We start from the raw sequence: 26,724 nt of genomic DNA, 5'->3' as shown, positions 1-26,724 counted from the left end.
TAAAATTGGGATATAGCAACCTAGAGGAATTATTGGAGCGCATTACTGTCAATTTACGTACGTTTTGATTATTGGCATTTCCGACTTATCCTTTACGTTGTTGTGGTAGGGATGAGTTATCTCGGTGTGGGACTTAGTAGGTATAAGCTATTTTGGACTGTCTCTTTGATGTGTGGCACCAAATTTGAGTCAGTTTTGACGCAAATTTAGACGGGCTAGGTGTTGCTTTAATGTGATTTGGGGTGGGAAGTTAGTTTTAGAGCAGTTCCAGATAGAGATAGACACTACCCTAGTTGCAACAAGAAGGGTTTTAAACCCTTCTTATTGTTTAGTGTGAGCAGAGTAAGATGCTCTGCTCTTTACTAATTCTTTTTCTTTGAATCTGGGGTTTTTGCCTCCTTAAGCTTATCTCCAAAGGCTTTTAGTTTTTCTTCATGCTTACCATCTTCGCAGTGAATTAGGTCTTTCAATTCACTTATGGTTTTTACAAATGGTGAGTAATTACTGAATTCTGTGTCACTCTTTGTAAATAAATTCCAGAAGTTTTCATCCGTTAGTGCGCTCTTAACATGCCCAGCTTTTGTGGTTTGGTCAAACAATTTTTGAAAATTCTCATTTGTAAGAACTTCTTTTACCTTGTCTTTGGCTGTACTTTCCACAAGTTTTTTAAAATTATCATTGGTAAGTATACTTTTTAGCTCATCTTTACCTTTACCTGTTACTGCATCTTTAAATTTATCATTAGTGAGTATGTCTTTAGCTGTATCGTTCGTGAGTATTTCTTTTACATAGCCAGCTTTTGTTGCATCGGTGAACAGGTCCTTAAATTTCCCGTCGATAAGAAGTTCTTTTACTTTCTCCTTGCCAGTACTTTCTATGAGCTCTTTAAATTTACCAGTACTATCTGTAAGAATGTCTTTTAGTATGTCTCTGCCGCTGTTTTCGAATAGTTTTTTAAAGTTCTCGTTTGTGAGCACCTCTTTTGCTTGAGTCTTACCGCTGCCTTCAAGTAACTTTTCAAATTGTTCTGCAGTGAGCACTTCTTTAGCAATACTAGCGCTGTCAGCGGTATCAAATAACTTTTTAAAGTTCTCGTTCGTAAGAACCTCTTTTATTTCATTCTTACCGCTGCCTTCAAGTAACTTTTCAAATTGTTCTGCAGTGAGCACTTCTTTAGCAATATCTGCACTACCGGTAGTATCAAATAATTTATTAAAGTTCTCGTTTGTTAGCACCTCTTTTGCTTGGGTTTTACCGCTGCCTTTAAGTAACTTTTCAAATTGTTCTGCAGTGAGCACTTCTTTAGCAATATCTGCACTACCGGTGGTATCAAATAATTTATTAAAGTTCTTGTTTGTTAGCACCTCTTTTGCTTGGGTTTTACCGCTGCCTTTAAGTAACTTTTCAAATTGTTCGGCAGTAAGCACTTCTTTAGCAATCTTTGCACTACTGGTGGTATCAAATAATTTATTAAAGTTCTCGTTTGTTAGCACCTCTTTTGCTTGGGTCTTACCGCTACCTTTGAGTAATTTTTCAAATTGTTCAGCAGTAAGCACTTCTTTAGCAATACCAGCTCTGTCAGCAGTACTGAATAATTCCTTAAATTTCTCATGTGTAAGGACCTCTTTTGCTTGGGTCTTACCATTGCCTTCGATAAGTGCTTTAAAATTACCGGTGTTGTCTGTGAGTATGCTTTTTAATATAGCTTTACCACTACCTCCGATCAGCTCTTTGAATTTGCCCGTAGTGTCCGTAAGTATGTCTTTTAATTCTGTTTTTCCCTCACCTTTTATTACTTGATTGAACATTGCGTCCTTAACCAAGCTGAGAAGAAATTCATCAATTAAGTTATTAAAATGAGTTTCATTGGAAAGCACACTCAAAAGTGTATCGTCTGTCATAATAATTTAATCGGCTGTCATAGTAATTTGAAAGTAAATCCTAAGACCTCAGTAATAGAGAGAAAGTTCCCCGTGTGATTCTAGCTAGGTGGGGGTAAATTACCCCCACCTAGCGCTACGTAATTATGCAGTTGTTGTACTACTGCAGTTTGCAGAGCTAAAATTATCGCACGACTCTTTTTTTCTGGTGCATAGTGCACTTCCAAAGGCTTGTAGTTTTGTTGCATGATCACCGCTGCCACAGGTAATTAGATCTTTTAGTTCATCTAAAGCAGCTGCAAGCGCCGCCGTATTTTTTGGGTTGTCCTTGCACGTTTTAAGTAGTTCTTTAAACTTACTGTGGGTAAATATTTCTTTAACAGCTTCAGCGCTATCTTTGCTATCAAATAAGCTTTTAAACTCGCTATTAGTGAGTATGTATTTTAGCTCATCTTTACCGGCACCTGTTATTGCGCCTTTAAAGTTACCAGTGCTATCTGTAAGAATTTCTTTCAGTATGTCTTTACCATCGCCTGTTATTGCTTCCTTAAATTTATCATTGGTAAGTATTTCCTTAGCTGTATCGTTCGTGAGTATTTCTTTCACGTAGCCAGCTTTGGTATTGTCCTCAAATAATTTTTTAAACTTATCACTGGTGAGTATTTCTTTCACGTAGCCAGCTGTTGTTTTGTCATTAAACAAGTCTTTAAATTTCTCGTCAGTAAGTACTGCTTTTGCTTCATCCTTACCCGTGCTTTCTATTAGCTCTTTAAATTTACCGGTACTATCTGTAAGAATGTCTTTCAGTATGTCTTTGCCTTCACTCTCTATGAGTGCTTTAAACTTCTCGTGAGTAAGAATCTCTTTTAGCTTGTCTTTACCATTGCCTGTTACTGCATCTTTAAATTTATCGCAAGTAAGTATTTCTTTTAGTGCGTCCTTACCATCGCCTGTTACTGCCTCTTTAAATTTATCGCAAGTAAGTATTTCTTTTAGTGCGTCCTTACCAGCACCAGTTATTGCATCTTTAAATTTATCGGATTTTAGTACCTCTTTTGCTACTTCATTTGTGAGTATTTCCTTAGCGTTGCTGTCTGTAAGTATTTCTTTTACATGAGCAGCTTTCGTGTCATCCTCAAATAATTTTTTAAAGTTTCCATCAATAAGAAGGTCTTTCAGCTTACCCTTACCTGCACTTTCTATAAGTTCTTTAAACTTACCGGTGCTATCTGTAAGAATGTTTTTTAGTATGTCCTTACCGCTACTTCCTATCAGCTCTTTAAACTTACCAGTGCTATCTGTGAGTATGTCTTTTAATATATCCTTACCATCGCTTCCAAAAAGCTCTTTGAATTTTTCATTAGTGAGTACCTCTTTTACTTCTGCCTTACCTGTGCTTTCTATAAGGCCTTTAAAGTTGCCTGAGCCATCTGTGAGTATGCTTTTTAGTATATCCTTACCGCTACTTCCTATCAGCTCTTTAAACTTGCCAGTGCTATCTGTAAGAATGTCTTTTAATTCTGTCTTTCCCTCGCCTTTTATTACTTGAGTGAAAATACTGTCTTTAACCAAGCTGAGAAGAAGTTCATCAACTAGATTAGCAAAGTGCGTTTCATCAGAAAGTACGCTCAGAAGTGTTTCATTTGACATAGGGATTTTTCGTCTTAGAAATTTTATGTAGGGAGGGTAGTCCTTTGTTATAAAAAATTTATAAAATTACTAAATTTTATATCTATTTTTATTATAAAAAATCATAAAATTTAACATTCTATCCCTTTCATAATAGAAAATACGAACCTCCAGTGTATATTATTTAGATCCAATTAGGATGCGGTGACCTGCTTTCCAGTCCTGACTGTATTTGTTAAGTACAGCCGGTAGTCTTCAATTGTTATTTTTTCTTTTTTGCTTTTTCAGTCTTTGCCTCGGTATCCAGATGTTTCAAAACATTCATAATTGCCTTGTTTTCTGTTCTGTCCTTGTCCTCAGGAAGTGAGCCATCCTTTTTGTCATGTTCAAGAACTTTTATTGTTTCTAGTAGAGTTGGGTTGTACCTTGGATCATGATCTAAAACATACGAGACCTCGTCCTTTGTTCGCAGATTTGGAAGTTCGCGTGATAAATCTTTGCCGTCACAAATGAAACTAAACTCTGCTAGATCACCATCAACGTAAATACGTGCATCGTCGTCATGTAAAGGAAATTCTAATGACATCATATTCGTACCCCTTTCCAGTTTATTATTTTTGAAGTTGCTTTTTTGTCTTGAAAGTCTGCTAGGCAGTTAAATTTTCCCTGCCGCACAGAATTATCTGGCCAGAGTCTAGCCCGGAAAGCTGAACATTCTGTTAATTATTTCAAAAAAAATATAAAAACTTATCTCTTATGGCTGTTCAATTGTAAGTTTATTGTGGAGTGATTCCATAAAACGGAAACCTCCATAGGAATAGGAAATAACATCACAGAAGCTCCTAGAAAGGGTCAAGGTCGTAAAAGCTTATGGAAGAAGGATGAGTGGAAACCCGAACAAAGAACTACAAGACCCAACCGACGAGCAGCTCAGAATTGTTCAAAAAGACGCCAAATGAGGAAGCTAAAGTAAATTATTGCTTATGATGCCTTTTCAAGTATCTCGCGAAGTCCAGCCTCACTTACACCCTGCACTATCTTATCACCAACGATAAATACGGGCGTTCCCTCTAGCCGCAATTTTTGTGCAAGTTGTACGGTTGCCTCGACCATACTGGAAATTTCACCCTCATTCTTCTCGACGAATTTCAATACTTCTTGCGGATCAAGGCTGATTTCAGAAAGTATTCCTGTGACGACCTCTGGTGTGTAAGTACCCTCATGAGACATTAGCTTGGAGTGAAAATCAGAGTACTTCGAATCTTGAATGTCTTTCTCCTTCATAAAAAGAAAAACACCGGTATCGTATTTTGCAGCAATCAACGAGCTCTGTCCAAGAATAGGCAAACTCCTCAGAGTGTACGTAACATTGGGATAATCACGTTTTAACTTCAGCAGAATTTGTGAGGCGAGCTTACAATAGCCACACGAAGCATCGAAGAATTCAACCAAGGTAGCCTTTCCATTTTCTGCGACAAAGGACGGATAACGAGTGTCAAAAACCTCGCTTTTGTGCTGAGCTATCAGCCTGCTCATTTCCTGCTCTTTTTGTTTTTGTTGTTCCTCAAACTGTGCGAGACGATACTGGTTTACTGACTCTAGTATTTTTTCTGGATTCTTCTTTATGTACTCTTCCACGACCTTCTCCGTTTGCGAGATCGCATAAGAGTCTCTGACACGCCCGTAATACCAATTCGACACAAAAGGAAAACCTGCTATAGCAACAAGGGCAAGTACTAACAAAAAGGTTCTCATTTTTAGGACAGTGGAACAGGAATAAAACCAACAACGCAGTATTGTCTTAATTAACTTGCGTAATGTCAACATTGGCCAATCATACGCATAGTTTGTAACTGGACGATTTGTAATAGTTGTGAACCCGCACTTTTAAAGCTCTGTGTGAGACTGACACATAGTGTCTCTCATAAGCCGAGCATCACATACACCGTAGTCTAATCAAGCCAGAGAGATTGTCAGGAGATAAGTGAACCTTAACTGGATAAATAGTCCGATTTTACCTGCTATCCCTCTATGATTTTCTATCGTTCAGGATCTTTTCTATCTTCCTCTCAAAAAAAGAAAATTTAAAAGGTCCCGTGTACCTTTCACCATTGATGAAAATCATCGGGGTACCATCAATACCTATTTTCTTGATTCCGAACAGCTTTGAATATAACACCTCGTCCTTGACACCAAGGTCTTCCATGCAGGAGAGAAACTTCTCTTTTGTGCTCCCCTGAAGATTCGAATCCGAAACAATACCGTCAAACATTTTTTCAGCATCTTCCTTGCTTTTTGCGCCGCTTCCGATATCAAAGAGTTTTGTTATTAGTCTGATCACGTGTTCGTCATCAGGGATTATGGTTTTACGATAGCACCCAAGAAAAACAGACGCATTGAACGATAACTTATCAAGCGGAAAGTCCCTCATGATTAGCATGACTTTGCCTGTCCTAACGTATTTTTCGTATACAGGTAGGATAAGCTTTTCAAAGGCAGCCTTGCAGTGTGTACAGGAGAAAGAGGAGTAATCAACTATCGTAATAGGCGCATCAGTGCTACCTACAGGTAAATCAGCGGGAAAGAGAAGGTTTTCACTTACCCTCACTGTTCTAGGATTGAATTTTAACGCATCAGAGTGCAAGGACGACGGTGCGGAAAAAGCAAGCGAAAAAGAAATAAGAGCAGCTAAGCCGCACAGAAACAACTTATAAGACATACACAAACACAGAATGTGCGCAGACGCAAAACCCGGATATGATTATACACGCGATTGAACAATAAAGTTAATGGACAAGAAGATAAAAGCTCTAATAAACCTCGCTGAAAGTTTGCCAGGATTGGGGCCTAAATCAGCAAGGAGAATAGTCTTGCATTTATTGAAATCGAAGGAGACAACGTTGATGCGGTTTATCGATACGATGCAGGTTCTTTTCGAGACCATCAAGCACTGTGAGCTGTGCGGAAATCTTGAAAGTGAATCACCCTGTTCAATTTGTAGAAGCACTAAAAGAAGCTCAGATATTGTATGCGTAGTCGAAGAGATTACTGATCTCTGGGCAATAGAAAAGGCCGGAGTACACAGTGGAAGATATCATGTGCTGAATGGTGCATTATCCATTGTGAATGGTATTACTCCAGAAACGTTGCAAATAGAAAAATTAAAACGGAGAGTTTCTTCCGGAGCTGTAAAAGAGCTGATCATTGCCACCAACGCGACTGTAGAAGGTCAGACGACTGCACAATACATAGTCGAAGTTCTAAAAGGTGCACAGGTAAAATTGTCGTTTTTAGCGCATGGCATACCTGTAGGTAGCGAAATGGACTATCTAGATGAGGGAACACTGGGAATAGCATTCGCGAATCGTAGAGCTGTATAAGTTGTATTGATATACAGGTGCACAATATCTAAGCCTTGGCCCGTGAGGCTGTACTTTACTTTTTTTGAGTCAGGATTTACAATCTTCTCCAGTGGTGTCGGGGATGCCTTTATGCTTGCGGTAGTCGAACAAGGGAGTAAACAATACCTTGTCAGGAAAGGACAGGTTATCAGTGTGGAGAAGATCGCTGCTGAGCCAGGGAAAGAGGTTGAGATTTCTTGTGTGAAGTGTGTTCTTGACGAGGAGGCCAGACCTCACTTCGGTGTTGGTACCGTTAAAGCCAAGGTTTTAGCGCAAGAAAGAGGTGAGAAGCTTGTCATTTTCAAGAAGAGGCGCAGAAAAAATTCGCGCAGGCGGAATGGCCATAGACAATATGTGACGATCCTCAGAGTCACAGATGTTGCTTTGTAGTTGACTTTTCAGCTCGGGGTCTGTTTTTTTTATTATTTTTCGTGAAATCTTATGGCAACGAAGAAGGCCGGTGGTAGTAGTAGCAACGGTAGGGATTCGATAGGTAAAAGGTTAGGCTTGAAGAAATTTGGCAGCGAGACCGTAATTCCGGGTGACATAATAGTAAGACAGCGCGGAACGAAGTTTCATCCTGGCAGAAATGTCGGAATGGGTAGCGATCATACTATTTTCGCTATAAAGTCTGGCTCTGTATCGTTTTCTGTCGGTCTCAGGGGTCGGCGTTTTGTTCACGTGCTATAGAACCTTCTGTTGTGCGCTTTGTCGTCCTGACGATGTTTCCGGAGGTTTTTCCTGGGCCTTTGGGTGCGTCTGTAATCGGTAGGGGGTTGGCCAGTGGATGTTGGTCCCTCGAAGTGGTTCCGATAAGGCGTTTTGCTGTAAATAGCCGCGTTGATGATGCTCCTTACGGTGGGGGACCTGGTATGGTGATGCGTGCGGATGTCCTGGGCGAGGCGTTTGAGTATGCTAACTCTACCTATGAGATAAAGAGGCGTATATTTCTTAGCCCTAGGGGCACGAAATTCGTACAGAACTCTATCGCTAGTTTAGTGGAAGCCGATAGTGTCCTGTTAATTTGTGGACGCTTCGAAGGAGTTGACCAAAGATTCTTGAATTACTACAATGTTGAAGAGCTCAGTGTCGGTGATTACGTGCTTTCTGGTGGTGAAATTGCTGCTATGGCGGTGATAGACAGTTGTGTAAGATGTATTCCCGGAGTTTTAGGTAATCTGCAGAGTCTCGAGTGTGAGAGCTTTGTCGGTTCCTCATTGGAGTACGACCATTACACGCGGCCGAACCTCTGGAAAGGATTGAGTGTCCCTGAGGTTCTTATGAGTGGAAACCACAGGAAAATAAGTGAGTGGAGAGTTAACTCCGCTGCAACCACGACGGGTAGAAATAGGCCGGATTTGGTTGAAGAAAAAGGTTAGGTTTGATTTTATAACAAGTCGATATGGGTATCTTAGCTAAATTTAATGAGGCTCAGAGGGAAGCTCTTTCTGAAGGTAGGAACTATCCCGAGTTTAGAGCCGGCTACACTATGAGTGTAGAGTTTTATGTCCAAGGTACCTCTGGACGTACTCAAGTTTTTAAGGGTCTTTGTATTGGAAAAAGTAACAAGGGTGTGCATTCTTCTTTCACTTTGCGTAAGCTTTCTGTGCATGATGTTTATGTCGAGCGTACTTTTCGTTTGTACTGGCCTTCAATCAAGTCCATTTCAGTTGAGAGAGAGGGTAGAGTGAGAAGGGCTAAGCTTTACTATATTAGGGCTCTAACCGGGAAGGCAACGAGAATAAGAAAAGAATATCGTAATTAAGTGGCTCTTATGGATGAACTGAAAGATTTTTCGACGCAGGTTTCTGGGGTTCCTGGCCTTGTTCTTTTGGATTTTTGGGCAGATTGGTGTGCGCCGTGTAAGCAGTTAATTCCTACACTTGAGGCTTTTGCGGAGTCCGCTGAAAATGTGAAGGTATATAAAGTCAATATAGATGGTCCTGGTCAGGACTTGGCTGTCTCTAATGGTGTAAGGGCTGTTCCAACGTTGATCCTGTTTAAAGACGGAAAAATTGTGGATCGTAAAGTTGGGGCTCTGTCACTGTCGCAACTCAAAGAGTGGGTTGCCACGTTCTCCTAGTCTTGTTTCCCTTGCGTTTGTAGAGTCACGGGCAACTATTGGTGTTTCCTGAACAGTGGTGAGATCGGCAGCTTGATCTGTGTGCCGGGTCTTGTACGTGATTCCTTGTTCATGTTTGCCAGTTTTCGTTCTCCTGGTGGAACTGCAAGCAGATCGAGCATAGTACTTGCAGATTGTGGAACAAATGGCTGAAGTCCTATAGCAATTACTCTGAGTGCTTCTAGCACTGAATGTAAGATTCTACCTGCTGTTTCAGGTTTTTCCTTTAGTTTCCAGGGCTCTTCCATGGATATATACTCGTTTGCCTTGCTGGAAAGTTGTATTATCCTGTCCAAGCTGCTATTCAGGTCGAGTAGTTCGATGTCATTTTTGTACTCTTTAGCTAGCGAGTACGCAAATTCTAGGAGCTCATTTTCTGATTCGTAGATCTCACCTATTTTTGGGCCGAGTAGTTTAGCTGTCAAAGTGAGTGTCCTATGGAAAAGGTTTCCTATATTGTCAGCTAGTTCACTGTTGATTCGTTCTTTTAAATTTACCTTGCTGAAGTTACCATCTTTCCCAACTGTTATTTCTCTTATAAGGAAATACCGTACTGGATCTACACCAAATTCAGAAATTAATTCGAATGGGTCTATTATGTTTCCGAGTGATTTTGAAATTTTCTCGCCATCATTAAGCCACCAGCCGTGTGCAAGTATCACATCGGGCGTTTTCAAATTTGCTGCCATAAGGAAAGCTGGCCAGTATATTGAGTGGAAGCGTAATATATCCTTTCCTATTATGTGTATTACGCGTGCATTGTCCCAAAAAGCGGAGAACAAAGAGTCAGTACTTGTATTGGGGTAGCCAATGGAAGATACATAATTCGTTAGTGCATCAAGCCAGACATACACTGTGTGTGCTGGGTCATCTGGAACATTTATTCCCCACTTGACTCGGGTTCTAGAAATGGATAGGTCGTGCATACCAGTATTAAGGAAGGCCAACATCTCATTGAATCTACTTTTTGGTTGTATAAATGTTGGATTCTCAGCATAAAGCTTCTTCAGCGGTTCAGAGAATTGAGAGAGTTTAAAAAAGTAACATGCTTCTTTTGTCCACGACACGGGTGCCCCTGTTGGAGCAAGGCCATTCTGAAGTTCGGCTTCTGTATAAAAGGCTTCATCTCTCTCAGAGTACCATCCTGAGTACTCGCCCAAGGAAATAGAATTATTCTTACTTATGGTACTCCACAGTGTTTGAACGGCTTCTTTATGTCTAGTTTCGGTTGTGCGTATGAAGTCAGAGAACTCGTAATGCATTGCCACGCATAAATCACGGAAGCGTCTACTTACATGGTCTACAAAGTCTATTTCACATTTTCCATGTTTTTTTGCTGTATTTTGCACTTTTTGTCCGTGCTCATCGGTTCCCGTTGTGAAACGTACTTCATGACCGGCCAACCTAAGTGCTCTTGTCAGTACATCAGCTATTAAGCTGCTGTATGCGTGACCTATATGTGGATTATCATTTACATAATACACTGGAGTGGTAACGTAATAGCGCATGGGACGAGTGAAAAGAATTGAGGCCACTCTAACACATTTGTTGCTTCCTTTCATAGGTTGAATATTAGAGACTCAGTAAGGTGTAAGAGTTACGTGAAAAAGTTTAGCATATTGCTTTTTTACTCCATTAGTTAGAAAATATATGTTCGTCTGTGCTCTTTTGATCTGTCCAACAAGTAGTGACGGTTCCGCGCTTTATGTTGCGTGATTTCTGGGTGTGCAGGTTTGCTGGGGTGTTTTTGTTCATACTATGAAAGGGGAAGGTTCTGAAATACTTTTTGCTAGCTCTTTAGGGAAGCTCCATGGGTATTATCATGATGTTCCCGGTGCCCAGTCTGTAGCGCTTGTTCTGCCGCCTAATCCGAGGTATGGTGCTACGATGAAAAACAAAGTCGTGAAGTGTATTTACTCTTGTTTTGCTAGCAAGGGTTTTTCGGTTCTCAGAATGAATTATAGGGGGGTTGGGTATTCCTCCGGTCAAGTTAGCGTGCGAGATGAGGATTTGATCAGGGATGCCAATGCCGCTATAGAATGGCTGCAGTCCTGTTATCCGTTGGTAAGTTCGTTTTGGGTTTCTGGCTTTTCTTTTGGTGCCTGGCTTGCGTTGAATCTGGTTATGCGAAGACCGGAAATTTCAGGCTTCGTAGCAGTAGCCCTTCCATTGAAAGTATACGACTTTTCTTTTTTGTCTCCGTGTATTGTGCCTGGCCTGATTGTTCAGGGGGACCAAGACCAATTTTGTGATGTTGCTGATTTAGTTAAGCTTACCTCTCCCGTTTCAGAGAGGCTGGGCAAGTTTAAGGTTGAAATTCTTGAAGGTGCTGACTGTCGCATGAGCGACAGCTCCAACCTTGGGCTTTTGCAGCAGAAGATTGACGATTATTTGTCATTTGCCCTCTCTCCAGCACCAGTACGTGTACCGTTCGAAGACGAAGAGGTCTATCATGACACTGATATGGAAGAGCGGATCCTGGTTGAGGAGCAAGTTTAGGGGTTCCGTGTTGGCTATTCGAAGCAAATAAGGTCATTAGCTAGTTCTGTTGGCTTCTCTATACCGAGAAGCTTGAGGACAGTTCCGGCGATGTTATATAGGCCTCCGTTGTTTACATGTTTTACTCTCTGTGACACTACGATGAATGGCACTAGGTTCGTCGTGTGGGCTGTGTTTGAAAGCTTTGTAGAATGGTCGTACATGCATTCTGCATTACCATGATCTGAGGTAACTATCATTTCATATCCGTTAAGTTCGCAGGCCTCTTTGTATAGTTTGCCAAGGCAAATATCTAATGTCTCTACTGCCTCGATAGTTGCTGACATGTTTCCAGTATGGCCTACCATGTCAGCGTTTGCGTAGTTGACCACAATGAAATCAAATCTTTTTGACTTTACTGCCTTGATAAGTGCGTCAGTTATCTCTAAGGCTGCCATTTTTGGTTCCAAATCATACGTCTTTATGCGTGGTGAGTTTATCAGAATACGCTCTTCTCTTGGAAAAGCCGCCTCTTTTCCTCCATTGAAGAAGTAGCTTACATGAGCATATTTTTCGGTCTCCGCTATTTTGAGCTGGTACATTCCAGTACCTGAGATGATCTCCGATAAAGTATTCTTGACCTGATGTCGTGGGATTAATGTTGGTAAGGATTCTTCAAAGTACTGGCTCATTGTCATCATTTCTGAGAATTTTATCTTGTCTTCGCAGAAGTTTGTTTTACCAATAAGCTCAGAGGTGATTTGTCTTGCTCTATCTGGACGGAAATTTGCTATAAAGAGTCCGTCTCCGTCTTGCGCGCCTGCATAGTTGCCAATCACTGATGGTGGAATAAACTCGTCGCTTATGCCTTGAGCATAGTAATATCCTATTGCCTCGGTTGCTTTTTCGAAGATTCTTTGGTGCTTTGTTGGTTTTACAATAACACGATATGCTTCGACTGTTCGGTCCCAATTTTTATCTCTGTCCATACCGTAGTATCGCCCAGCCAGAGTCGCAATTCTTCTTGTGTTCTCTTCTGTTATATATCGCTTTGCTGCTTTTGGTGCCGTATCACGACCATCTAGGAATGCGTGTATGCATACAGTTACTCCACGCGATGTGAGGTAGTTCGAGATTTTGTTTATATGTGCAACGTGAGAGTGTACCCCTCCATCAGATAAGAGTCCAACAAGATGACACCTCTTCCCTTTGAGTTTATTTGCAAAGATATTTAACTGAGGGTTTTTGTCGATTTTTTCGAGCTCGTGGTTAATGCGGACAAGGTCATGATATATAATTCTGCCACTACCTATCGTCATGTGACCAACTTCTGAATTACCCATTTGCCCCTCTGGTAAACCTACTTCTAGGCTACTTGCAGAAAGAAGTGAATGTGGAAACTTTTCTAACAGTGTGTCGTAGTGCGGAGTTCTAGCTTGGTAGACAGCATTATACTTATCCTGGGGCGAGACACCCCAGCCGTCTAGTATACACAAAATTAAAGGCATCTACTGGGATCAAGCGAATAAAAGGTCCAACCTGGGTGCAGTGGAAACACCGCGGTGGATTGTAACATATCACTCGAATTCTTGCATCATATTTTCACAGTGTGACGAGAGAATTTCTTTCTCCTTTTTAAGCTGTGTTTTGATGGTGGAGTTAGATGAGAATTCCTTAAGAGCCTTTTGTAAAATTGAGCATGCGTGGTTGTAGTCTCCCGTTGATCTTAATATGCTAATCGATTTCACTAGTGCTAGAGGTGCTCGAATTCCCATCTTGTCTGCCTGATAACTTTTTATGAAGCTGACTAATGCAGCTTTGTATTGCTTCTTGTTCAAATGAAGGTTTCCGAGAAAATAATACACATCGTCTAAAAAACTGCTTTCAGGAAATCGTCCAATGAACTGGTTTAAGCTTTTTTCAGCTTCTTCACTTTGTGATCGCTCTATCAATAAAAGGATGTTCTTATAATGGTTTTTCTCCGAAACGTCGGGCGAATCTGTCTTTTCTATCTTATTTACATAAGACAGGGCCGTCTTTTCTATGTTGTTTAGGTTGCTCGATTCAGGGTCATTCTTCTGGGGACTCTTCTCCTGTGTGATTTGAGGTTTTTTAGTTGGATAAAGCAGAGCCCCTTTGGGTGTGGTATCTCCTTTTTTCAATTCTCCAAGAAGGACTTCAATTTTTGATATACTACCTCTTATTGCTTCGAGCTCTCTCACTACGGAGCTAAGATCCACGTGCTGTTCAGCTGCTTGTTGGATTGCGAAAGCTACAGACCCACAGGAAAAGTGAGTGCAAAGAGGAAGAAATAACGCAAATCGAAGCAAAAAAGACCTCGTGCACCCAGACGCAGAGATATAAACACGCCGAAAAGAAGGGATAGAAAGAAGAGTAGACCTTGAAAATCCCTCAAGCCCAGCCACCATCACTCCAGTGCTACGCTTGCTCACATTCTTGTACAAACTCTATAACGACCCTACGACTTCTTGCGTGAGCCTCTTCTGTATCACCTTCGTCAACGAGCTCATTCTTACCTGCGGAAGCTGTGCAGAAATGGTTCCTTAAAGCATCTTTTGAAAAAGGAGTTGTTTGTGCTGCACTGTCCGGATCACTGATCCCTCCTGAATTGCCCACCTTTTCGGAAGAAATGGGAAAACCTCCAAATTCTTGCGCGGGATCGTTTAGATTTTCAAAGACGGCTCCCAATAAGTATTCAAGAACCGCAATGGCTCTCTCTTTGCCAAGTCTAAGGCTGTTATCCAGAGTATCAAGTTTGTCAGTGTGACCTGTAATTAAAACTTTTAGATTAGGATTCTCGCTGATTCTCAAGGCAATACACTCGGCAATGTTCTCATAAATGAGTTGTCTTGCCGCAGGTTGCACAGTGAAGTCACCAGATCTGAAATGAATCACGGCCACCGTTCCGTTTTTTACTGGACACTGGCACTCCACATCGGCAAACTGTGAAGAAGTAGAGCCACTACGTCGCGATGTGTGAATACCCAAGCAGCCGGACAGTAATAAAAGCACTGAAAATACTGCAACATTAACAACCCTTGACATTGTACCTCCAGTTTCCACCTCATAAAATTCTTGGCTAGAGCGCCCACCGGCATACATGTAACCCAGAGAGCAAGCCTGCCGAGATGGTACCTAACCCAGCTTAACTAAAGGTTAATATGCATTAAAAGTCAACTGCAGATATATGCTATTTTTAATATGCACATAAGAATAAGATAGGCTCCTTCTTTAAAACATTAGGGGCACAATGTTATTTGATGTAAGTGAAGTGTTTTTTCTAAACAGCCGATGGGGTAGATCCGCCAGTTAATTTTTTCGCCGTAACGAAAATAGGCCCCTTGTTTAAAACTACAGGTGTACAATACCATTTGATGTGAACAAAATGTTCCAGTTAACAGCCGATACAGAGAATTCTTGAGAGACCTTTTTCTATAGCGGAGTGTTTGGATTTGATATGCCAAAAATTATTATCGTTGCTTCTGGTAAAGGAGGTGTAGGAAAATCGACGATCGCGTTAAATCTTTCTGTTTTATTGGCGCGAAGTTTCAGAACCGGCCTGATAGATGCCGATATCTACGGACCCTCTCTCTCGTTTATGCTAGGAACCGAAACAAAAATTACAATGACTGAACGAGAAACGCTAGTTCCTGTGGAAAAGTTTGGACTAAAATATGTTTCAGTTGGTGCAATGGTGGAACCAGGTGCGCCAATACTCTGGCGTGGGCCAATGCTCTCCAAGATTCTACGTACTTTTCTCACTAATACTGAGTGGGGTGAATTAGATTACCTTGTCATCGATACTCCCCCTGGTACCGGTGATGTTCATATTACACTCTGTGGCGATTTTGATGTTGATGGTGCGGTTTTGGTAACAACTGCACAAAAAGTTTCCATACAGGATGTTTCAAGGGCGTGTGAAATGTTTAGGAAATTAAAAATTCTTGTTCTTGGTGTAATTGAGAACATGAGTTGCTCACATTTAGACAAAGACGAGCAGTATATTATTGGAAACGCGGAAAACACAAAGGAATTTTCAAGAGCTTTTTCTGTGCCAGTGCTTGGTAGAGTTCCATTTTTGAGGCAAATCTCATATTCGTGCGATAATTCTATACCCGCGGTATTAGACGCCGAAATCGCAACGATATACAAACCAATCTTAGACGAATTGCTTCTTAGGCTAAATGAAAAAGTGTGATCAGAATTTGTGAGACAAAGTAAAGGGAATATTCGCACCGCAAGGTGTATTTCTTTACTTTTAACCGTGCTTCACTAGATTTTGTTATCTATCAGCAATATAATCTACCCGTGTACTCCCATAAGGCGAGATGATACCCGAAATAGCAATCATTGATCTAGGGTCGCAGTTTACCCAACTGATAGCTCGAAAGTTAAGGGAAAACGGATGCCGCTCGTGTATCTATGATCCTTCTGACTTTACTTTCTCCAATAACGTAAAGGGCGTTATATTATCCGGTAGCCACCAGTCTACTAGTGAGTATGCGAACTACAGAGACCTAATCGCAACGGTTCTGAACATGAATTCTATGCATGGTATACCAGTGTTAGGAATCTGCTACGGAAAGCAGCTCTTAAGCGATTTCTTTGGTGCTAGTGTGGTCTCGGGCAAAAACCGCGAATATGGAAAGGCTAGACTCCAGATCATTGCAGAAAGCCCGATTGTGAATAACATCAGTGTCGCGGATTTTACGGTCTGGATGAGTCATGGCGATGCGGTTGCGACACTTCCTTGCGGTTTTAAATGTGTTGCAAAGACAGACGACTGCCAATTTGCACTAATTGCTGATGAAAACAGGAAGATATATGGCTTTCAGTTTCATCCTGAGGTCTCACATACTGAGAATGGTGGTGTCTTACTATGCAATTTCATAGCAATTGCAGGAGTTGAAAATACCTGGGATCTACAAGTTTTTTCCGAGGAAGAAAAACGTATAGTAGTTGCTACCACTGGTGATGCAGGTGTTCTAGCCGCAGTTAGTGGAGGTGTTGATTCAACAGTTGCAGCGAAATTTATGCACGGAGCAATAGGTGAAAGGCTTCACTGCATTTTTGTAGATACAGGACTTCTAAGAAAAAATGAAGCTAATGAAGTGAAGGAATCATTTTCGTCGTTGGGAATACCGCTGAAGATTGTTTTTGCAGCTGATAGGTTCTTTAAAAAGCTTGCTGGAGTTACGGATCCCGAACAGAAGAGAAAAATTGTGGGAGAGACTTTTATTCAAGTGTTTGAAGAAGAAGCTCTAAAAATCCAGGGTGTGGAGTTTCTTTTACAAGGTACTTTGTACCCTGACGTTATCGAATCGGGTGGTGGAGGTTCCCATACAATTAAATCCCACCATAATGTGGGTGGGCTGCCCGAGAAAATGGGGTTAAAGTTGCTTGAGCCTTTTAGATTGCTCTTTAAAGATGAGGTGAGAGCAATCGGACGCCAGTTAGGTGTGAGTGAGATCCTTTTAATGCGGCATCCGTCACCAGGACCTGCTCTGGCAATACGAATCCTAGGAGAAGTAACTCAAGAAAAAGTGGCTGTACTTCAGGATATCGATGAGATATACATCTCGACAATGAAGGAATACGATCTGTATTCTCACATATGGCAGGCTTTCAGCGTCTTATTACCAGTTCGTTCCGTTGGTGTGATGGGTGATAAGCGCTCTTATAATTATGTTTGTGCGCTACGTGCTATTACTTCTCACGATGGAATGACGGCGAGTGCCTATCCATTTGAGGCTCATGATGATAATAAGTTGCGCTTTCTTTCCTTTCTGAATGAGGTTGCAACCAGAATACCCAATCGTGTGAGCGCAGTCTCTCGTGTGGTATATGACATTACATCCAAACCGCCAGCCACAGTTGAGTGGGAATAAACCTTGACGCGCAACCACTTTGCGTATGGGCTCTAGGCTCTCTGTACCTGTGCTTATGCTCTCTAAGAAGGTGGTTCCTCTTCTTTGGCGATGCTTTTTGGAATTGCATAATCACACGCTCTGAAGCGTTCTTTAAGCGAGGCAATTGCGAAAGATCCTAGACCGACTGACTGTAACACTTCTGCACCTATTTGCAGACCAGTTTCGTAGGTCTCTGGTACAAGCTTATGTGCGCCTAATTTTCTATAAGTCCTGATATCAGAGAAATCCGCCACACGTGCAACGATAGTAGCATGAGGGAAACTTTGACTTATAAGAGCGACCGCCTTTTTACTGGTAACCCCATTTTGCATTGAAAGCACTATAGTCGAAGCTCTGTCTGCAGCGATTGCCTCTAGAGTGGCAGGCTTGTTGATGTTCCCCTTAAAAATAGGGAATCCCTCATCTTGTGCCCTCTCTACTATCTTAGAGTCCACGTCGATGGCAATGTAGTTAATTCTTTCCTCAGATAGCATTCGCGCAACCATTCTACCCACTCGGCCAAAACCTGCTATGACCACATGGTTATCAATATCAGCGACACTAGCGCGCATTAGGTGGATGAGCTCTTCTTCTTCAACTATTCTATCAGGTGCTTCAAGTTTATTTGCAACCATGGCTCCAATACTCGAGAAAAGTGGTGTAAACGCCATACTCATCGTAACCGAGGAGACCAGTATGTTAACCATTGAGGCATCAAGGATTGTAGTACTGCTGTCCAGTTTAAACAGGATGAGTGCAAATTCACTGCCCTGCGCTAACAGCAAACCAGCATTTATTGCAGGGCCAGTTTTAAAACCAAACAATTTGGCTAACCCTATTACAATTGATGCTTTGAGTGTCATTAGAGCTAGAGCTACGCCGGTAATTAGTCCTATGTTTTCGGCAAGCATCCTGAGGTCTATCGACATGCCAACTGTCATGAAAAACAGGCCCAGAAGTAAACTCTTGAATGGGAATATTACTTGCTCTACTTCATGACGGTATTCCGTTTCTGCAAGTAAAAGACCAGCCACGAATGCGCCCATCGCCATTGATAATTCAAGTTTCTCGGTTATATAAGCTGCACCGAGTACTATGAGCAACGTCGTGGCTATAAATAGTTCGCTACTCTTAGTGGAAGCAATAATCTTAAAGAAAGGCCTTAGCAACAACCTACCAGCAACGAAAATTAGCAACAACACTAAACCGGCCCTGATTAGTGACATGGCAATAGGAAGGAGAAGATTCTGTGGTGCGTTATTTCCCAAGAGTGCAACGAGTACTAGTAGTGGCACAACCGTAAAATCCTGCATTAGCAAGACAGCTATTGAAAGCCTTCCTACTTGGTTTGATTCCATTCCGGTTTCTTGCAGTACCTGAAGTACTATAGCCGTTGAAGAAAGGGCAAACGCACAGCCTATTATGATTGATGCACTCGAACTATTACCAAATACTCGACAGATTAATATGATCAGAAGCGCAGTTATTATGACCTGTAATGTTCCCAAGCCGAAAACATGCAGCCGCATGGACATGATCCGATCTAGTGTAAGCTCTAGCCCGATCAGGAAGAGTAAAAAGACGATACCAAATTCAGCGAAGGTTTCCATGGGTGAGGAAAACGCGACTATCTTGAATCCATGTGTACCAAGTACTGCCCCAGCGACAAAGTAGCCCAAAATTGGACTTATATTTAACTTCAAGAACAACGCTACCACTAAAACAGCGGTCGAAAGCAGCGCTATTACCTGGAACAAAGTAATGCCATCATCAAACATGTAAAGGTGGTACCATCAAAATTATTTCCACTTTATTGAACAACCAATACTGGGCTTCTGTTTCCTCGAAACTTTTCTACCGTCAGCGATCTCAAGCATTGCATCGAGCAGGTCGTGTGTTCCCGATGCAAGGTCCATGAACTGGCCACGGTATTGTAATTCGAGGTTTCTGTCAAAACCGAAAAAATCCGGCGTACAAACAGCCCCATAGCTCGCAGCAATGCTTTGTTCAGCATCATAGACGTAAGGAAACGAAAAACCGTACTCTTGTGCAAAGTCAGCCATTTTCTCCGGTGAATCTTCTGGGTACGCGGAGACATCATTAGGCATGACTGCCACCACACCAACACCCCTCTCCTGCATCAATTTTACATCTTTGGAAAGTTGGCGCACTATCTGTTTTACATATGGACAATGGTTGCAAATAAACATCACTAGCGTGCCGCTGGAGCCGGCAATACTCGAGAGCGAGCACACGGAACCACTAAACTCGATCGAAAAAGGAGGCGCCTTGAAGCCAAGCGAGGCTTCTGGAGTATTCATCCTTACCATAATAGAAAACGCCAGAGACGGTGAAACATGGTAACCTAAATGACCCTAAATCGCAAGAGTATCAAGAAGAACAGCCCTTTCATTAACTAAAGAATTTTTTATTAAGATTTCATGGATGCAAAGTCTCATATTCTAGGGGAATGGTTTAAGGTATGTCCTAAATCAGCGTTTAATTATCTAAATGTACATTTTTATCATAATTCAGTATTTGGATTGCTCTGTGCTGGATCAGAGGAAGTTGTTAATCTGAACTTTAACAATTATTATACAGGTGGAGTCATTACTTGGTATGAAGATCAAGTTAAGATTTCGTACAAGTTCATTTGACAAAGTTAGAGTTGTAAGTTTGTAAAATCCGTATGTCGAGGAAGCATTGTTATGCCTAGAGAAGATGAAAAGCGCTTCGTAGGTGAGGTAATCGAGGTCCTTAGGGGACCCGAGTTTCGAGTAAGACTTGAAAATGGGAGGGAAATACTGGCGCATTCCTGTGGTAAAATGCGCAGGAAAAAAATAAAAATTATCCTTAGTGATAAGGTAGTTGTTTCGATGTTTCTTCAGTATGACACAAATAGGGGGATCATTGTCGAAAGAGAGGGATTCCGGAAGAAGCGTATGGATGATCTTGGTGAGGGAACTACTAAGGGTAAGACACGAAAATGAATCACTTAGTCACGTTGACCTTCTACTTACCTGTTACGTGATATGCACTCCGACTTTATTCTGGGTTCTTCGTCAAAGTGTAGGATTCAGCTCCTTGAGGTCCTTGGATTTTTCCCGAAGAGATGCATTGGACCAGAGATAGATGAGTCACCGAAGAAGGGTGAGCTTCCTCTTACTTATGCTAAGAGAATGGCTTACGAAAAAGCACTTAAGCTTAAAAGAGTTTGTCACGAAGAAAACGTAATAACAGCTGATACTGTAGCTTCCTGTGGTAGACGGATACTTCCCAAGGCGTGTTGTGATGAAGATGTGCGTTATTGTCTCGAGTTTCTAAGTGGAAGGAGACACAGACTTTATACTTCGCTTTGTTTGGTTACAAAGTCTGGTGAGGTAAGACAAAGGACGGTCATGACTGTCCTAAAGTTCAAAAGGCTCTCTCATGAAGAGATAGAATTTTACCTGGAAACAAAGGAAGGTATTGGTAAGGCAGGCGGCTACTCAATACAAGGAATGGCACAGGGCTTCGTTTTATTCATCAGGGGTTCATACTTCAATGTTGTTGGACTTCCAGCATATGAAGTTATCTCCCTTTTGAGGTCTGTAGGTGTATTTCAGCAGAGCAAGGAAGCTCTCTACTCACAAGGAGTGGAAAATGCCGAGTGAGAAAAGGGTTGCCAGATTATTGTCTATTGAAGTGTGCTACTCAAGTTATTTTTCTGATTTGCCTCAGCCAGAGCTTATTAGTAGGGCCTTAGAGCTGCAAGAGGTACCCTATATGAGGCGATATGATCTTGGGTTACTCAATTCTATCTTAGGTTTATGTTTTGCTAATATAAAAGCGGATACAGAGCTTATAGGGCGCTTCTTATCTGAAGAGTGGGAGATTGATAGAATGGATAATCTCAAGCTATCTCTCTTGAGGGTTGCCATATCCGAACTCCGGCTAAGCAATATTGCGCAAAAAAATCTTGTCATTAATGAATACGTAAGTTTGGGAAGACTCTTTCTACCAGTAAAGGAAGTTGGTTTTATCAACGCAATACTGGAGAAGCTGACAAGCGAAATTCAAGGAAAGTAGGTAAACTTTATTTGCGGGCTGACTGGCTTGCTTGTTGCTGAGACTCAATTCCACGTTGTACAGTTAAATCTATAAGACCTGTATCTGGGTGTTCTTCTTGTGATGCGCTGCTAGTACGAGAAGATAGGGTGCAAAGCGAATCAGAAGATGAAGTTGTGCTTTCCGTTCTTGTGCGTTTTAAGGGGAATCTTGGTCGTGCATCTGGAGTGCCACCTGTAGTGACGTGTGTATCAACCAAAGAAATTGAGCTGCTGCTTCTTGCAGCGCTTGTAAACAGAGAGCTACAGTTTTCTCCTCCTATTCCTTCAACAGCATCTACTTGTACCGGCTTTAGGCCGAAGCATCCGGTCTTTCCTCCACTGTGTGAAGCGAGAAATTGCGTATGACCATTCCTGACTAGTGCCCCTTGTATTGTACCTAGTTGCAGTTCTGGAGTATACATTGCAGATGCGATTGCGTCTGCTGAAGTTGTAACGTATCCGGTGCGATCCTTACCGCTTTTACACGAGACGCATAAGACCTCATTATCACACACCTGTTCCCATAGTGCAGTGACTTTAGCCGCGATTCTTGCGTTTCTATTCCTAGGAGTGCTTCTAAACGCTGAGGTCAGCACTTCGAAGAGCGAAGTAAGCCTACCAAGAAAGCCACCTTGTTTGAGCTCAAGCCTTCTGAGCTCGACCATTTCCTTTGCTAGAGCTCTTTCTTCCCGAGTTGGTAGGTTGGTTATGCTATCACATGCGTGCCTATAGGCTCTTGTACTCCAAGTGCTAGTGTTCTGAGTGAGGTACCGTAACAAGTCTTGGTATTGGGGGTTCATACTTATCCCAGCTCTTTGAACGTACTCACCTATTAGCTTGTCGCAAGTCTTGGATATTGTGTTTTTACTGATAAACCTAAGTGCGTTAATTGGTATGACGTGTGTATTTTCCCGGCCAACAGCACTTTCTGTGGTGTCGACTACGTAGGTGTCTAGGATATTCGAGCTCAGCTTAGGACAAAATCTGTCGATGAATCCCTGGAGTGGAACTCTCGCACACAAGGTGAGTACGCTCACATTTTTTCCAGGATTAGCACGACATAGTTGCTGATAGTTTTCACTAGCTAGCTGTAATCTTAGCTGTCTGTGTTCCTGCGTAGCAGCGAGTGATGCACTGTGTGTGTAACTAGTTAGAGGAGTTCTACCGGTGATATTGCCCGAATCGTCTATGGTGAACTTTGTAAGTACCTTTCTGTAACCATTACGTAGACAGGGTATACCTCTTAAATATACTGAGGGAATATGCTTGCTATCCGTGAGGGCACCTACATGCCTTCTGAATAGGGCTTGTTCAACAGGGTGTAAAGACTGATACCAGGCCTGAGTTTCATAATCCTGTAAAAGCCGCTTCTGGTTTTCCGTTGTTTCTGTAACTGGGACATCAGCTTGAAAAATAATGTTATTCCCAATTCTCGTAACTGTCTCTACTGAATAGTGGTGCGCATCTCCTAGAGGAGCGTAAGATTCAGCCTTTCTTAACAGCGCGGAAACTTTTTTTAGTGTGAGTGATGGCAGTGCATGTCTCTGAAGTATTTTACAAACTTCGGTATTAAACGTCTTTAGAAGTTCCTGGCATGCTTTTTCATTATACCGAGGCAATCCAGCCGTTAGGATAATCAGGGCTCTTCTTTTTAGCCAACTTCTTAGTTCTCCCTGCACTGGATTATCAACCACAGCAGCAACTATTTCATCAGCTCCCCTGAACATATTTATTGCCTGTTGCAGGTAGTCGTGCGACGAGAATAGTTTTCTTGATTGTGATCTTTCGTTTTGTGCTGCTAAGGGGTCGTAACGCGTTATTTTTTTTCCTTGCTCATCTTTCCTCCATACTATCTCCCTATCAGCATCTGCAGCTTCCTTGAGTATGAGTAACGCTTCCTCGTAGCTGAAGTTTTGTTCTGTAGCTTCCACGATGAAGTCCATCAGTGAGGTAGTTGCACGTAATGGGGAGAATGATCTTGATGACTGCATATGTGATTAGTAAGATCGTAACCTGAGCCTATCTCTGGTATTTTAGTGCTAATAAATTTATAAAAACGTAAAGAAAAAAACCTTATAATGAGAAACACACCACCGCAGCTTGACATCTACATCATGATCGTTTCTAATGTGCCAAGGGGGGTATAGCTCAGCTGGTAGAGCATCTGGTTTGCACCCAGAAGGTCGCAGGTTCAACTCCTGTTGCCTCCACAGCCTTTCTGATCTTCCTCTCACTTACCAATTCTAGCATAAATTCGAGTAAAAGACTAGGTTCGCCGTGTGTACTTTTGTATCAGCTGTACTTACGTAGCAATCCTGCTTTTACAAATGACAAGAACAGTGGGTGTGGTTTAAATATCCTGGATTTGAATTCCGGGTGGAACTGCACCCCCAGAAACCAAGGATGATCTGTGAGTTCAAGGATTTCTGGAATATTGCAACCTCTCTCTGAATGTCCAGAAAAAAGCATACCTTTTCTTTCCAGTTCAGGCAGATAATGCGGATTAGCCTCGTATCTGTGCCTATGCCGTTCCGCAATTACTTCTGTTTCATTGTAAATTGTGTAAGCCTTCGATCCCTTCTTTAAAACACAATTATACTTGCCAAGACGCATCGTGCCGCCAAGTTGCGAGGATTGATCGCGTCTTTCCACAGATGAGTCTGAACGGTGCCACTCGTCTAAAAAGCAAATTACAGGTGCTTTACAATTTTTGTTAAACTCCGTTGAATCAGCATCTTTAATTCCAACAACATTCCTTGCAAATTCTAAAATTGCTAACTGAAAACCAAAGCAAATACCCAAAAAAGGAACATTATTAACTCTTGCATGCGTTATTGCTAATAGCTTGCCGTCTATTCCGTTATTACCAAAACCACCTGGGATGAGTATCATGTCAAACTTTGAAAGGTCGGACATGTTTTCCCCTCGTGCGTCTATAATCTGGACAGACAAATTTACTCCTACAGCGAAAGCAGCGTGCTGCAAAGCAGCATCAACTGAAATGTAGGCATCGCACAAACCCGAGTACTTACCGATTATCGCTACAGAAAGCTTTTTACCACTGTTTGCAAGAGACCGTGTTCTTTCTACAATCTCTTTCCAGTGAGATACGTCCGCCTCCAGGGGACCGTGTCCGAGAAGTGCGCTTATTTTTGTGTCAAGTCCCTGCTCTTTATAGATTAGAGGGATCTTATATATGTTGTCCACGTCCTGCGCTTCTATAACGTTACCCTCCTTAACATTACAAAATAGGGCTATCTTCCTTTTGTCCGCAGCAGACATCTGTGCCGACTGTGTTCTGCATATTAAGAAATCGGGCTGTATACCTAAAGCATTCAGTGCTTTGACAGAGTGTTGAGAGGGTTTTGTTTTAAGCTCACCAGAGGCTTTCAAGTAGGGAACAAGGGTAAGATGCACGTATATAACATTTTCCTTTCCAACTTCGTAGGCAACCTGCCTTGCGGATTCAAAAAATGGTTGTCCCTCAATATCTCCAACTGTACCACCAATCTCACACAGTATCACATCGTATTGGTCAGATCCCCAGTAAATAAAGTTCTTAATAAGATTTGTTACATGAGGTATAACTTGAACAGTCGCACCAAGATACTCACCATTCCGCTCACGCTCTATAAGATCAACATATACTCTACCTGCCGTCGTACTATCGTAACGGGTACAATTTATTCCAGTAAATCGCTCGTAATGTCCAAGATCGAGGTCAGCTTCAGTTCCATCCTCAGTGACGAAGACTTCACCATGCTGCAGCGGACTCATAGTTCCAGGATCGACATTGAGGTAAGGGTCCATTTTTCTGATGCAAACACGAAATCCCATAGACTGCATCAAAGATGCCAAGGCGGAAGTCGTAAGCCCCTTACCAACAGATGACGAAACACCCCCCGTAACAAATATAAAGGCACAGGGGACTTTACTCGGAAGAGGTGTAGTCAACATCTTCAGTTTCCCTATGATCTGCTTCTAGGGCCCTCTCTAATTCTCCCTCCACCTCGCCTACTATAACCTCGGTGTTCGAAGCAAAATTCAACCTTCCGAGAAATATGGTGTTCAGGAAGAATAAAAGCAAGAGGACCCAGGTAAACCTAACAAACAAACCAGACGCACTTCTGACAGGAAAAAGACCCCTACGTCCGGAGGTAAGAGCACCAGGGACACTGGAACCTGAATTTTGGCACAGGACCAATATCACAATTAGGACCGCAACAATAAATTGTAAAACAATCAAAAACAGCATGCGTACCTACACAAAATCAGCGGTATAAAAGCTCCACCCCGCAGCAAGAAGAACTAAGAATTATGCATTCATAGGTACCATCACACCGACCTCAAAGTTGTGTACCATGTGTGCAACTTTAGGTGCAAAGGTGGTAGTGCCATCATCTGCTTTTGCGCCTGTGTACTCCCTCTCGTTGAGGTACGTAAACTTATATCCGACGTAAGGCACAACAGAAGTCAAACCGGTCACGTTAACACCAGCTTTCAACTGAGAAGCAAGGTGGTAGGCGGTAACTGACTCAGATTTTTCAAAATCCAAAGCCACTCTGTGCGCACCAAAACCCACACCAAAGTATGGACTAATATAATCAGTAACTGCAACGTCATAGTTTACGCTAAGCACGCCACCAACAAAGGTTGCACCCTTATAAGTTGCATTAGTGGACGTCGCATTAGAAGGAAGCTTCGCAGACAACTTAGTATCTTTTTCAGCAGCAACTTTATGTACACTACCCTCAATCTCAACTCTCATACCGCCAAAGTAATATCCGAGTGAACCAGACCCGCCCATGAGTCCGAAATCATATTTTGGCTTAAATGCTTTCTTATCAGCTGCAGTAGCATTAACGGCATAGGCATCGCCACTCCATTCAGTCTCCTGCATCATGCCAGGAGCATAACCAACTTTAGCGTAAAATACATCCGCTTCTTCAGCGAAACCTTCCGCACCACCCTGCGCGTAAGAAGGAGATGCGCACGCAAGTGTACCCATAAGGGCAACACCCACTAGGAACTTTCTATTTATCATTTAGTTCACCTCTTTGAAGTTTCATAGGGAAAGTCTATATCATGCCCTTCAAGAAGTCCATCGTCAAGGGCTTCTGAAGTAGATCTTTTCGATTTTTTGAGCGAAAAACCACCCAATTAGTGTGACAAGCTTACCTATATGAACACATCTCA

General features: G+C 42.0%; 27 protein-coding genes and 1 tRNA gene. 13 read left to right on the top strand and 15 right to left on the bottom strand.

From position 1 onward, the window contains the following. Positions 1-362: 362 nt before the first annotated feature. From NRI_RS03780 to NRI_RS03760, 5 genes are all read right to left on the bottom strand, one after another. Complete coding sequence (locus NRI_RS03780; protein ID WP_015816703.1) at positions 363-1,901, bottom strand: hypothetical protein; 1,539 nt, start codon at positions 1,899-1,901, stop codon at positions 363-365. A gap of 123 nt (positions 1,902-2,024) precedes the next feature. Continuing rightward, positions 2,025-3,530, bottom strand: coding sequence for a hypothetical protein (locus NRI_RS03775; protein ID WP_015816716.1), 1,506 nt, complete (start codon positions 3,528-3,530; stop codon positions 2,025-2,027). 241 nt (positions 3,531-3,771) lie between these two features. Then, positions 3,772-4,098, bottom strand: coding sequence for a hypothetical protein (locus NRI_RS03770; protein WP_015816702.1), 327 nt, complete (start codon positions 4,096-4,098; stop codon positions 3,772-3,774). A 392-nt stretch (positions 4,099-4,490) separates the two neighbouring features. Next, positions 4,491-5,264: a DsbA family protein gene (locus NRI_RS03765; RefSeq protein WP_041351538.1), complete on the bottom strand. Its 774-nt coding sequence runs from the start codon at positions 5,262-5,264 to the stop codon at positions 4,491-4,493. 274 nt (positions 5,265-5,538) lie between these two features. Beyond that, positions 5,539-6,228, bottom strand: coding sequence for a thioredoxin domain-containing protein (locus NRI_RS03760; protein ID WP_015816701.1), 690 nt, complete (start codon positions 6,226-6,228; stop codon positions 5,539-5,541). 70 nt (positions 6,229-6,298) lie between these two features. Between NRI_RS03760 and recR the strand changes: the two genes are divergently transcribed. Genes recR through trxA form a run of 6 tightly spaced genes read left to right on the top strand, consistent with a single transcriptional unit; the run spans position 6,299 to position 8,993 of the window. Continuing rightward, positions 6,299-6,889 (top strand): recombination mediator RecR, encoded by a 591-nt coding sequence (gene recR / locus NRI_RS03755; protein WP_015816714.1) that lies wholly within the window; start codon positions 6,299-6,301, stop codon positions 6,887-6,889. A gap of 6 nt (positions 6,890-6,895) precedes the next feature. After that, positions 6,896-7,300: a 50S ribosomal protein L21 gene (gene rplU / locus NRI_RS03750; protein ID WP_238522997.1), complete on the top strand. Its 405-nt coding sequence runs from the start codon at positions 6,896-6,898 to the stop codon at positions 7,298-7,300. A 51-nt stretch (positions 7,301-7,351) separates the two neighbouring features. Continuing rightward, entirely contained in the window at positions 7,352-7,600 is a 249-nt protein-coding gene (gene rpmA / locus NRI_RS03745; RefSeq protein WP_015816713.1) for a 50S ribosomal protein L27, read from the top strand. Between the two features lie 11 nt (positions 7,601-7,611). After that, positions 7,612-8,289, top strand: coding sequence for a tRNA (guanosine(37)-N1)-methyltransferase TrmD (trmD, locus tag NRI_RS03740; protein WP_049751180.1), 678 nt, complete (start codon positions 7,612-7,614; stop codon positions 8,287-8,289). Positions 8,290-8,312: 23 nt separating this feature from the next. Next, positions 8,313-8,675 carry a 50S ribosomal protein L19 gene (rplS, locus tag NRI_RS03735; protein WP_015816712.1) on the top strand — a complete coding sequence of 121 codons (363 nt, stop codon included), beginning with the start codon at positions 8,313-8,315 and terminating at the stop codon, positions 8,673-8,675. Between the two features lie 9 nt (positions 8,676-8,684). Continuing rightward, complete coding sequence (trxA, locus tag NRI_RS03730; protein ID WP_015816698.1) at positions 8,685-8,993, top strand: thioredoxin; 309 nt, start codon at positions 8,685-8,687, stop codon at positions 8,991-8,993. 35 nt (positions 8,994-9,028) lie between these two features. Here trxA and metG read toward each other — a convergent pair whose 3' ends face one another. Beyond that, the gene (metG, locus tag NRI_RS03725) at positions 9,029-10,540 is read right to left on the bottom strand and encodes a methionine--tRNA ligase (RefSeq protein WP_041351536.1); all 1,512 of its coding nucleotides are present in this window, start codon (positions 10,538-10,540) and stop codon (positions 9,029-9,031) included. A gap of 250 nt (positions 10,541-10,790) precedes the next feature. On the opposite strand from metG, the gene NRI_RS03720 reads away from it, so the two are divergent. Further along, positions 10,791-11,531, top strand: coding sequence for an alpha/beta hydrolase (locus NRI_RS03720; protein WP_041351534.1), 741 nt, complete (start codon positions 10,791-10,793; stop codon positions 11,529-11,531). Positions 11,532-11,545: 14 nt separating this feature from the next. Here NRI_RS03720 and gpmI read toward each other — a convergent pair whose 3' ends face one another. The 3 genes from gpmI to NRI_RS03705 form a co-directional block, all read right to left on the bottom strand. Continuing rightward, entirely contained in the window at positions 11,546-13,018 is a 1,473-nt protein-coding gene (gpmI, locus tag NRI_RS03715) for a 2,3-bisphosphoglycerate-independent phosphoglycerate mutase (RefSeq protein ID WP_015816710.1), read from the bottom strand. A 69-nt stretch (positions 13,019-13,087) separates the two neighbouring features. Next, on the bottom strand, positions 13,088-13,963 hold the full coding sequence (locus NRI_RS03710) for a tetratricopeptide repeat protein (RefSeq protein WP_238522996.1): 876 nt from the start codon (positions 13,961-13,963) through the stop codon (positions 13,088-13,090). Further along, positions 13,950-14,576 (bottom strand): OmpA family protein, encoded by a 627-nt coding sequence (locus NRI_RS03705; protein WP_015816709.1) that lies wholly within the window; start codon positions 14,574-14,576, stop codon positions 13,950-13,952. The genes NRI_RS03710 and NRI_RS03705 overlap by 14 nt, the downstream gene beginning before the upstream one ends. Positions 14,577-14,988: 412 nt before the next feature. Here NRI_RS03705 and NRI_RS03700 point away from each other — a divergent pair, with 412 nt between their 5' ends. Together NRI_RS03700 and guaA are read left to right on the top strand one after the other, a co-directional pair. Further along, positions 14,989-15,729 (top strand): Mrp/NBP35 family ATP-binding protein, encoded by a 741-nt coding sequence (locus tag NRI_RS03700; protein WP_015816695.1) that lies wholly within the window; start codon positions 14,989-14,991, stop codon positions 15,727-15,729. Between the two features lie 133 nt (positions 15,730-15,862). Next, on the top strand, positions 15,863-17,419 hold the full coding sequence (guaA, locus tag NRI_RS03695; RefSeq protein ID WP_148205763.1) for a glutamine-hydrolyzing GMP synthase: 1,557 nt from the start codon (positions 15,863-15,865) through the stop codon (positions 17,417-17,419). A gap of 62 nt (positions 17,420-17,481) precedes the next feature. Here guaA and NRI_RS03690 read toward each other — a convergent pair whose 3' ends face one another. Next, a complete protein-coding gene (locus NRI_RS03690; protein WP_015816694.1) occupies positions 17,482-19,218 on the bottom strand; it encodes a monovalent cation:proton antiporter-2 (CPA2) family protein in 1,737 nt (578 codons plus the stop codon). 21 nt (positions 19,219-19,239) lie between these two features. Continuing rightward, on the bottom strand, positions 19,240-19,770 hold the full coding sequence (locus NRI_RS03685) for a thioredoxin family protein (RefSeq protein WP_015816707.1): 531 nt from the start codon (positions 19,768-19,770) through the stop codon (positions 19,240-19,242). Between the two features lie 378 nt (positions 19,771-20,148). On the opposite strand from NRI_RS03685, the gene infA reads away from it, so the two are divergent. From infA to NRI_RS03665, 3 genes are read left to right on the top strand one after another with little or no spacing between them, the layout of a single operon-like run. Then, on the top strand, positions 20,149-20,430 hold the full coding sequence (gene infA / locus NRI_RS03675) for a translation initiation factor IF-1 (protein WP_015816706.1): 282 nt from the start codon (positions 20,149-20,151) through the stop codon (positions 20,428-20,430). Between the two features lie 42 nt (positions 20,431-20,472). Continuing rightward, positions 20,473-21,093, top strand: coding sequence for a Maf family protein (locus tag NRI_RS03670; RefSeq protein ID WP_015816692.1), 621 nt, complete (start codon positions 20,473-20,475; stop codon positions 21,091-21,093). After that, on the top strand, positions 21,083-21,508 hold the full coding sequence (locus tag NRI_RS03665) for a transcription antitermination protein NusB (protein ID WP_015816690.1): 426 nt from the start codon (positions 21,083-21,085) through the stop codon (positions 21,506-21,508). The genes NRI_RS03670 and NRI_RS03665 overlap by 11 nt, the downstream gene beginning before the upstream one ends. Before the next feature lie 7 nt (positions 21,509-21,515). On the opposite strand, the gene NRI_RS03660 is transcribed toward NRI_RS03665, so the two are convergent. After that, the gene (locus NRI_RS03660; RefSeq protein WP_041351532.1) at positions 21,516-23,519 is read right to left on the bottom strand and encodes a hypothetical protein; all 2,004 of its coding nucleotides are present in this window, start codon (positions 23,517-23,519) and stop codon (positions 21,516-21,518) included. Between the two features lie 146 nt (positions 23,520-23,665). On the opposite strand from NRI_RS03660, the gene NRI_RS03655 reads away from it, so the two are divergent. Beyond that, a tRNA-Ala gene (locus NRI_RS03655) sits at positions 23,666-23,738 on the top strand. An 82-nt stretch (positions 23,739-23,820) separates the two neighbouring features. Here the strand turns inward: NRI_RS03655 and NRI_RS03650 are convergent. From NRI_RS03650 to NRI_RS03640, 3 genes are read right to left on the bottom strand one after another with little or no spacing between them, the layout of a single operon-like run. Next, positions 23,821-25,485, bottom strand: a complete 1,665-nt coding sequence (locus NRI_RS03650) for a CTP synthase (protein WP_015816688.1) — start codon at positions 25,483-25,485, stop codon at positions 23,821-23,823. Further along, a complete protein-coding gene (gene secG, locus NRI_RS03645) occupies positions 25,460-25,783 on the bottom strand; it encodes a preprotein translocase subunit SecG (RefSeq protein ID WP_015816687.1) in 324 nt (107 codons plus the stop codon). The genes NRI_RS03650 and secG overlap by 26 nt, the downstream gene beginning before the upstream one ends. A gap of 60 nt (positions 25,784-25,843) precedes the next feature. Then, positions 25,844-26,572, bottom strand: coding sequence for a P44/Msp2 family outer membrane protein (locus tag NRI_RS03640; RefSeq protein WP_015816686.1), 729 nt, complete (start codon positions 26,570-26,572; stop codon positions 25,844-25,846). Between the last annotated feature and the right edge of the window lie 152 nt (positions 26,573-26,724).

It is taken from the genome of Neorickettsia risticii str. Illinois, from assembly GCF_000022525.1.
Lineage (GTDB): Bacteria > Pseudomonadota > Alphaproteobacteria > Rickettsiales > Anaplasmataceae > Neorickettsia > Neorickettsia risticii.
Note: the sequence above shows the minus strand (reverse complement) of the source record. Positions and strands in the feature narration are given on the sequence as shown.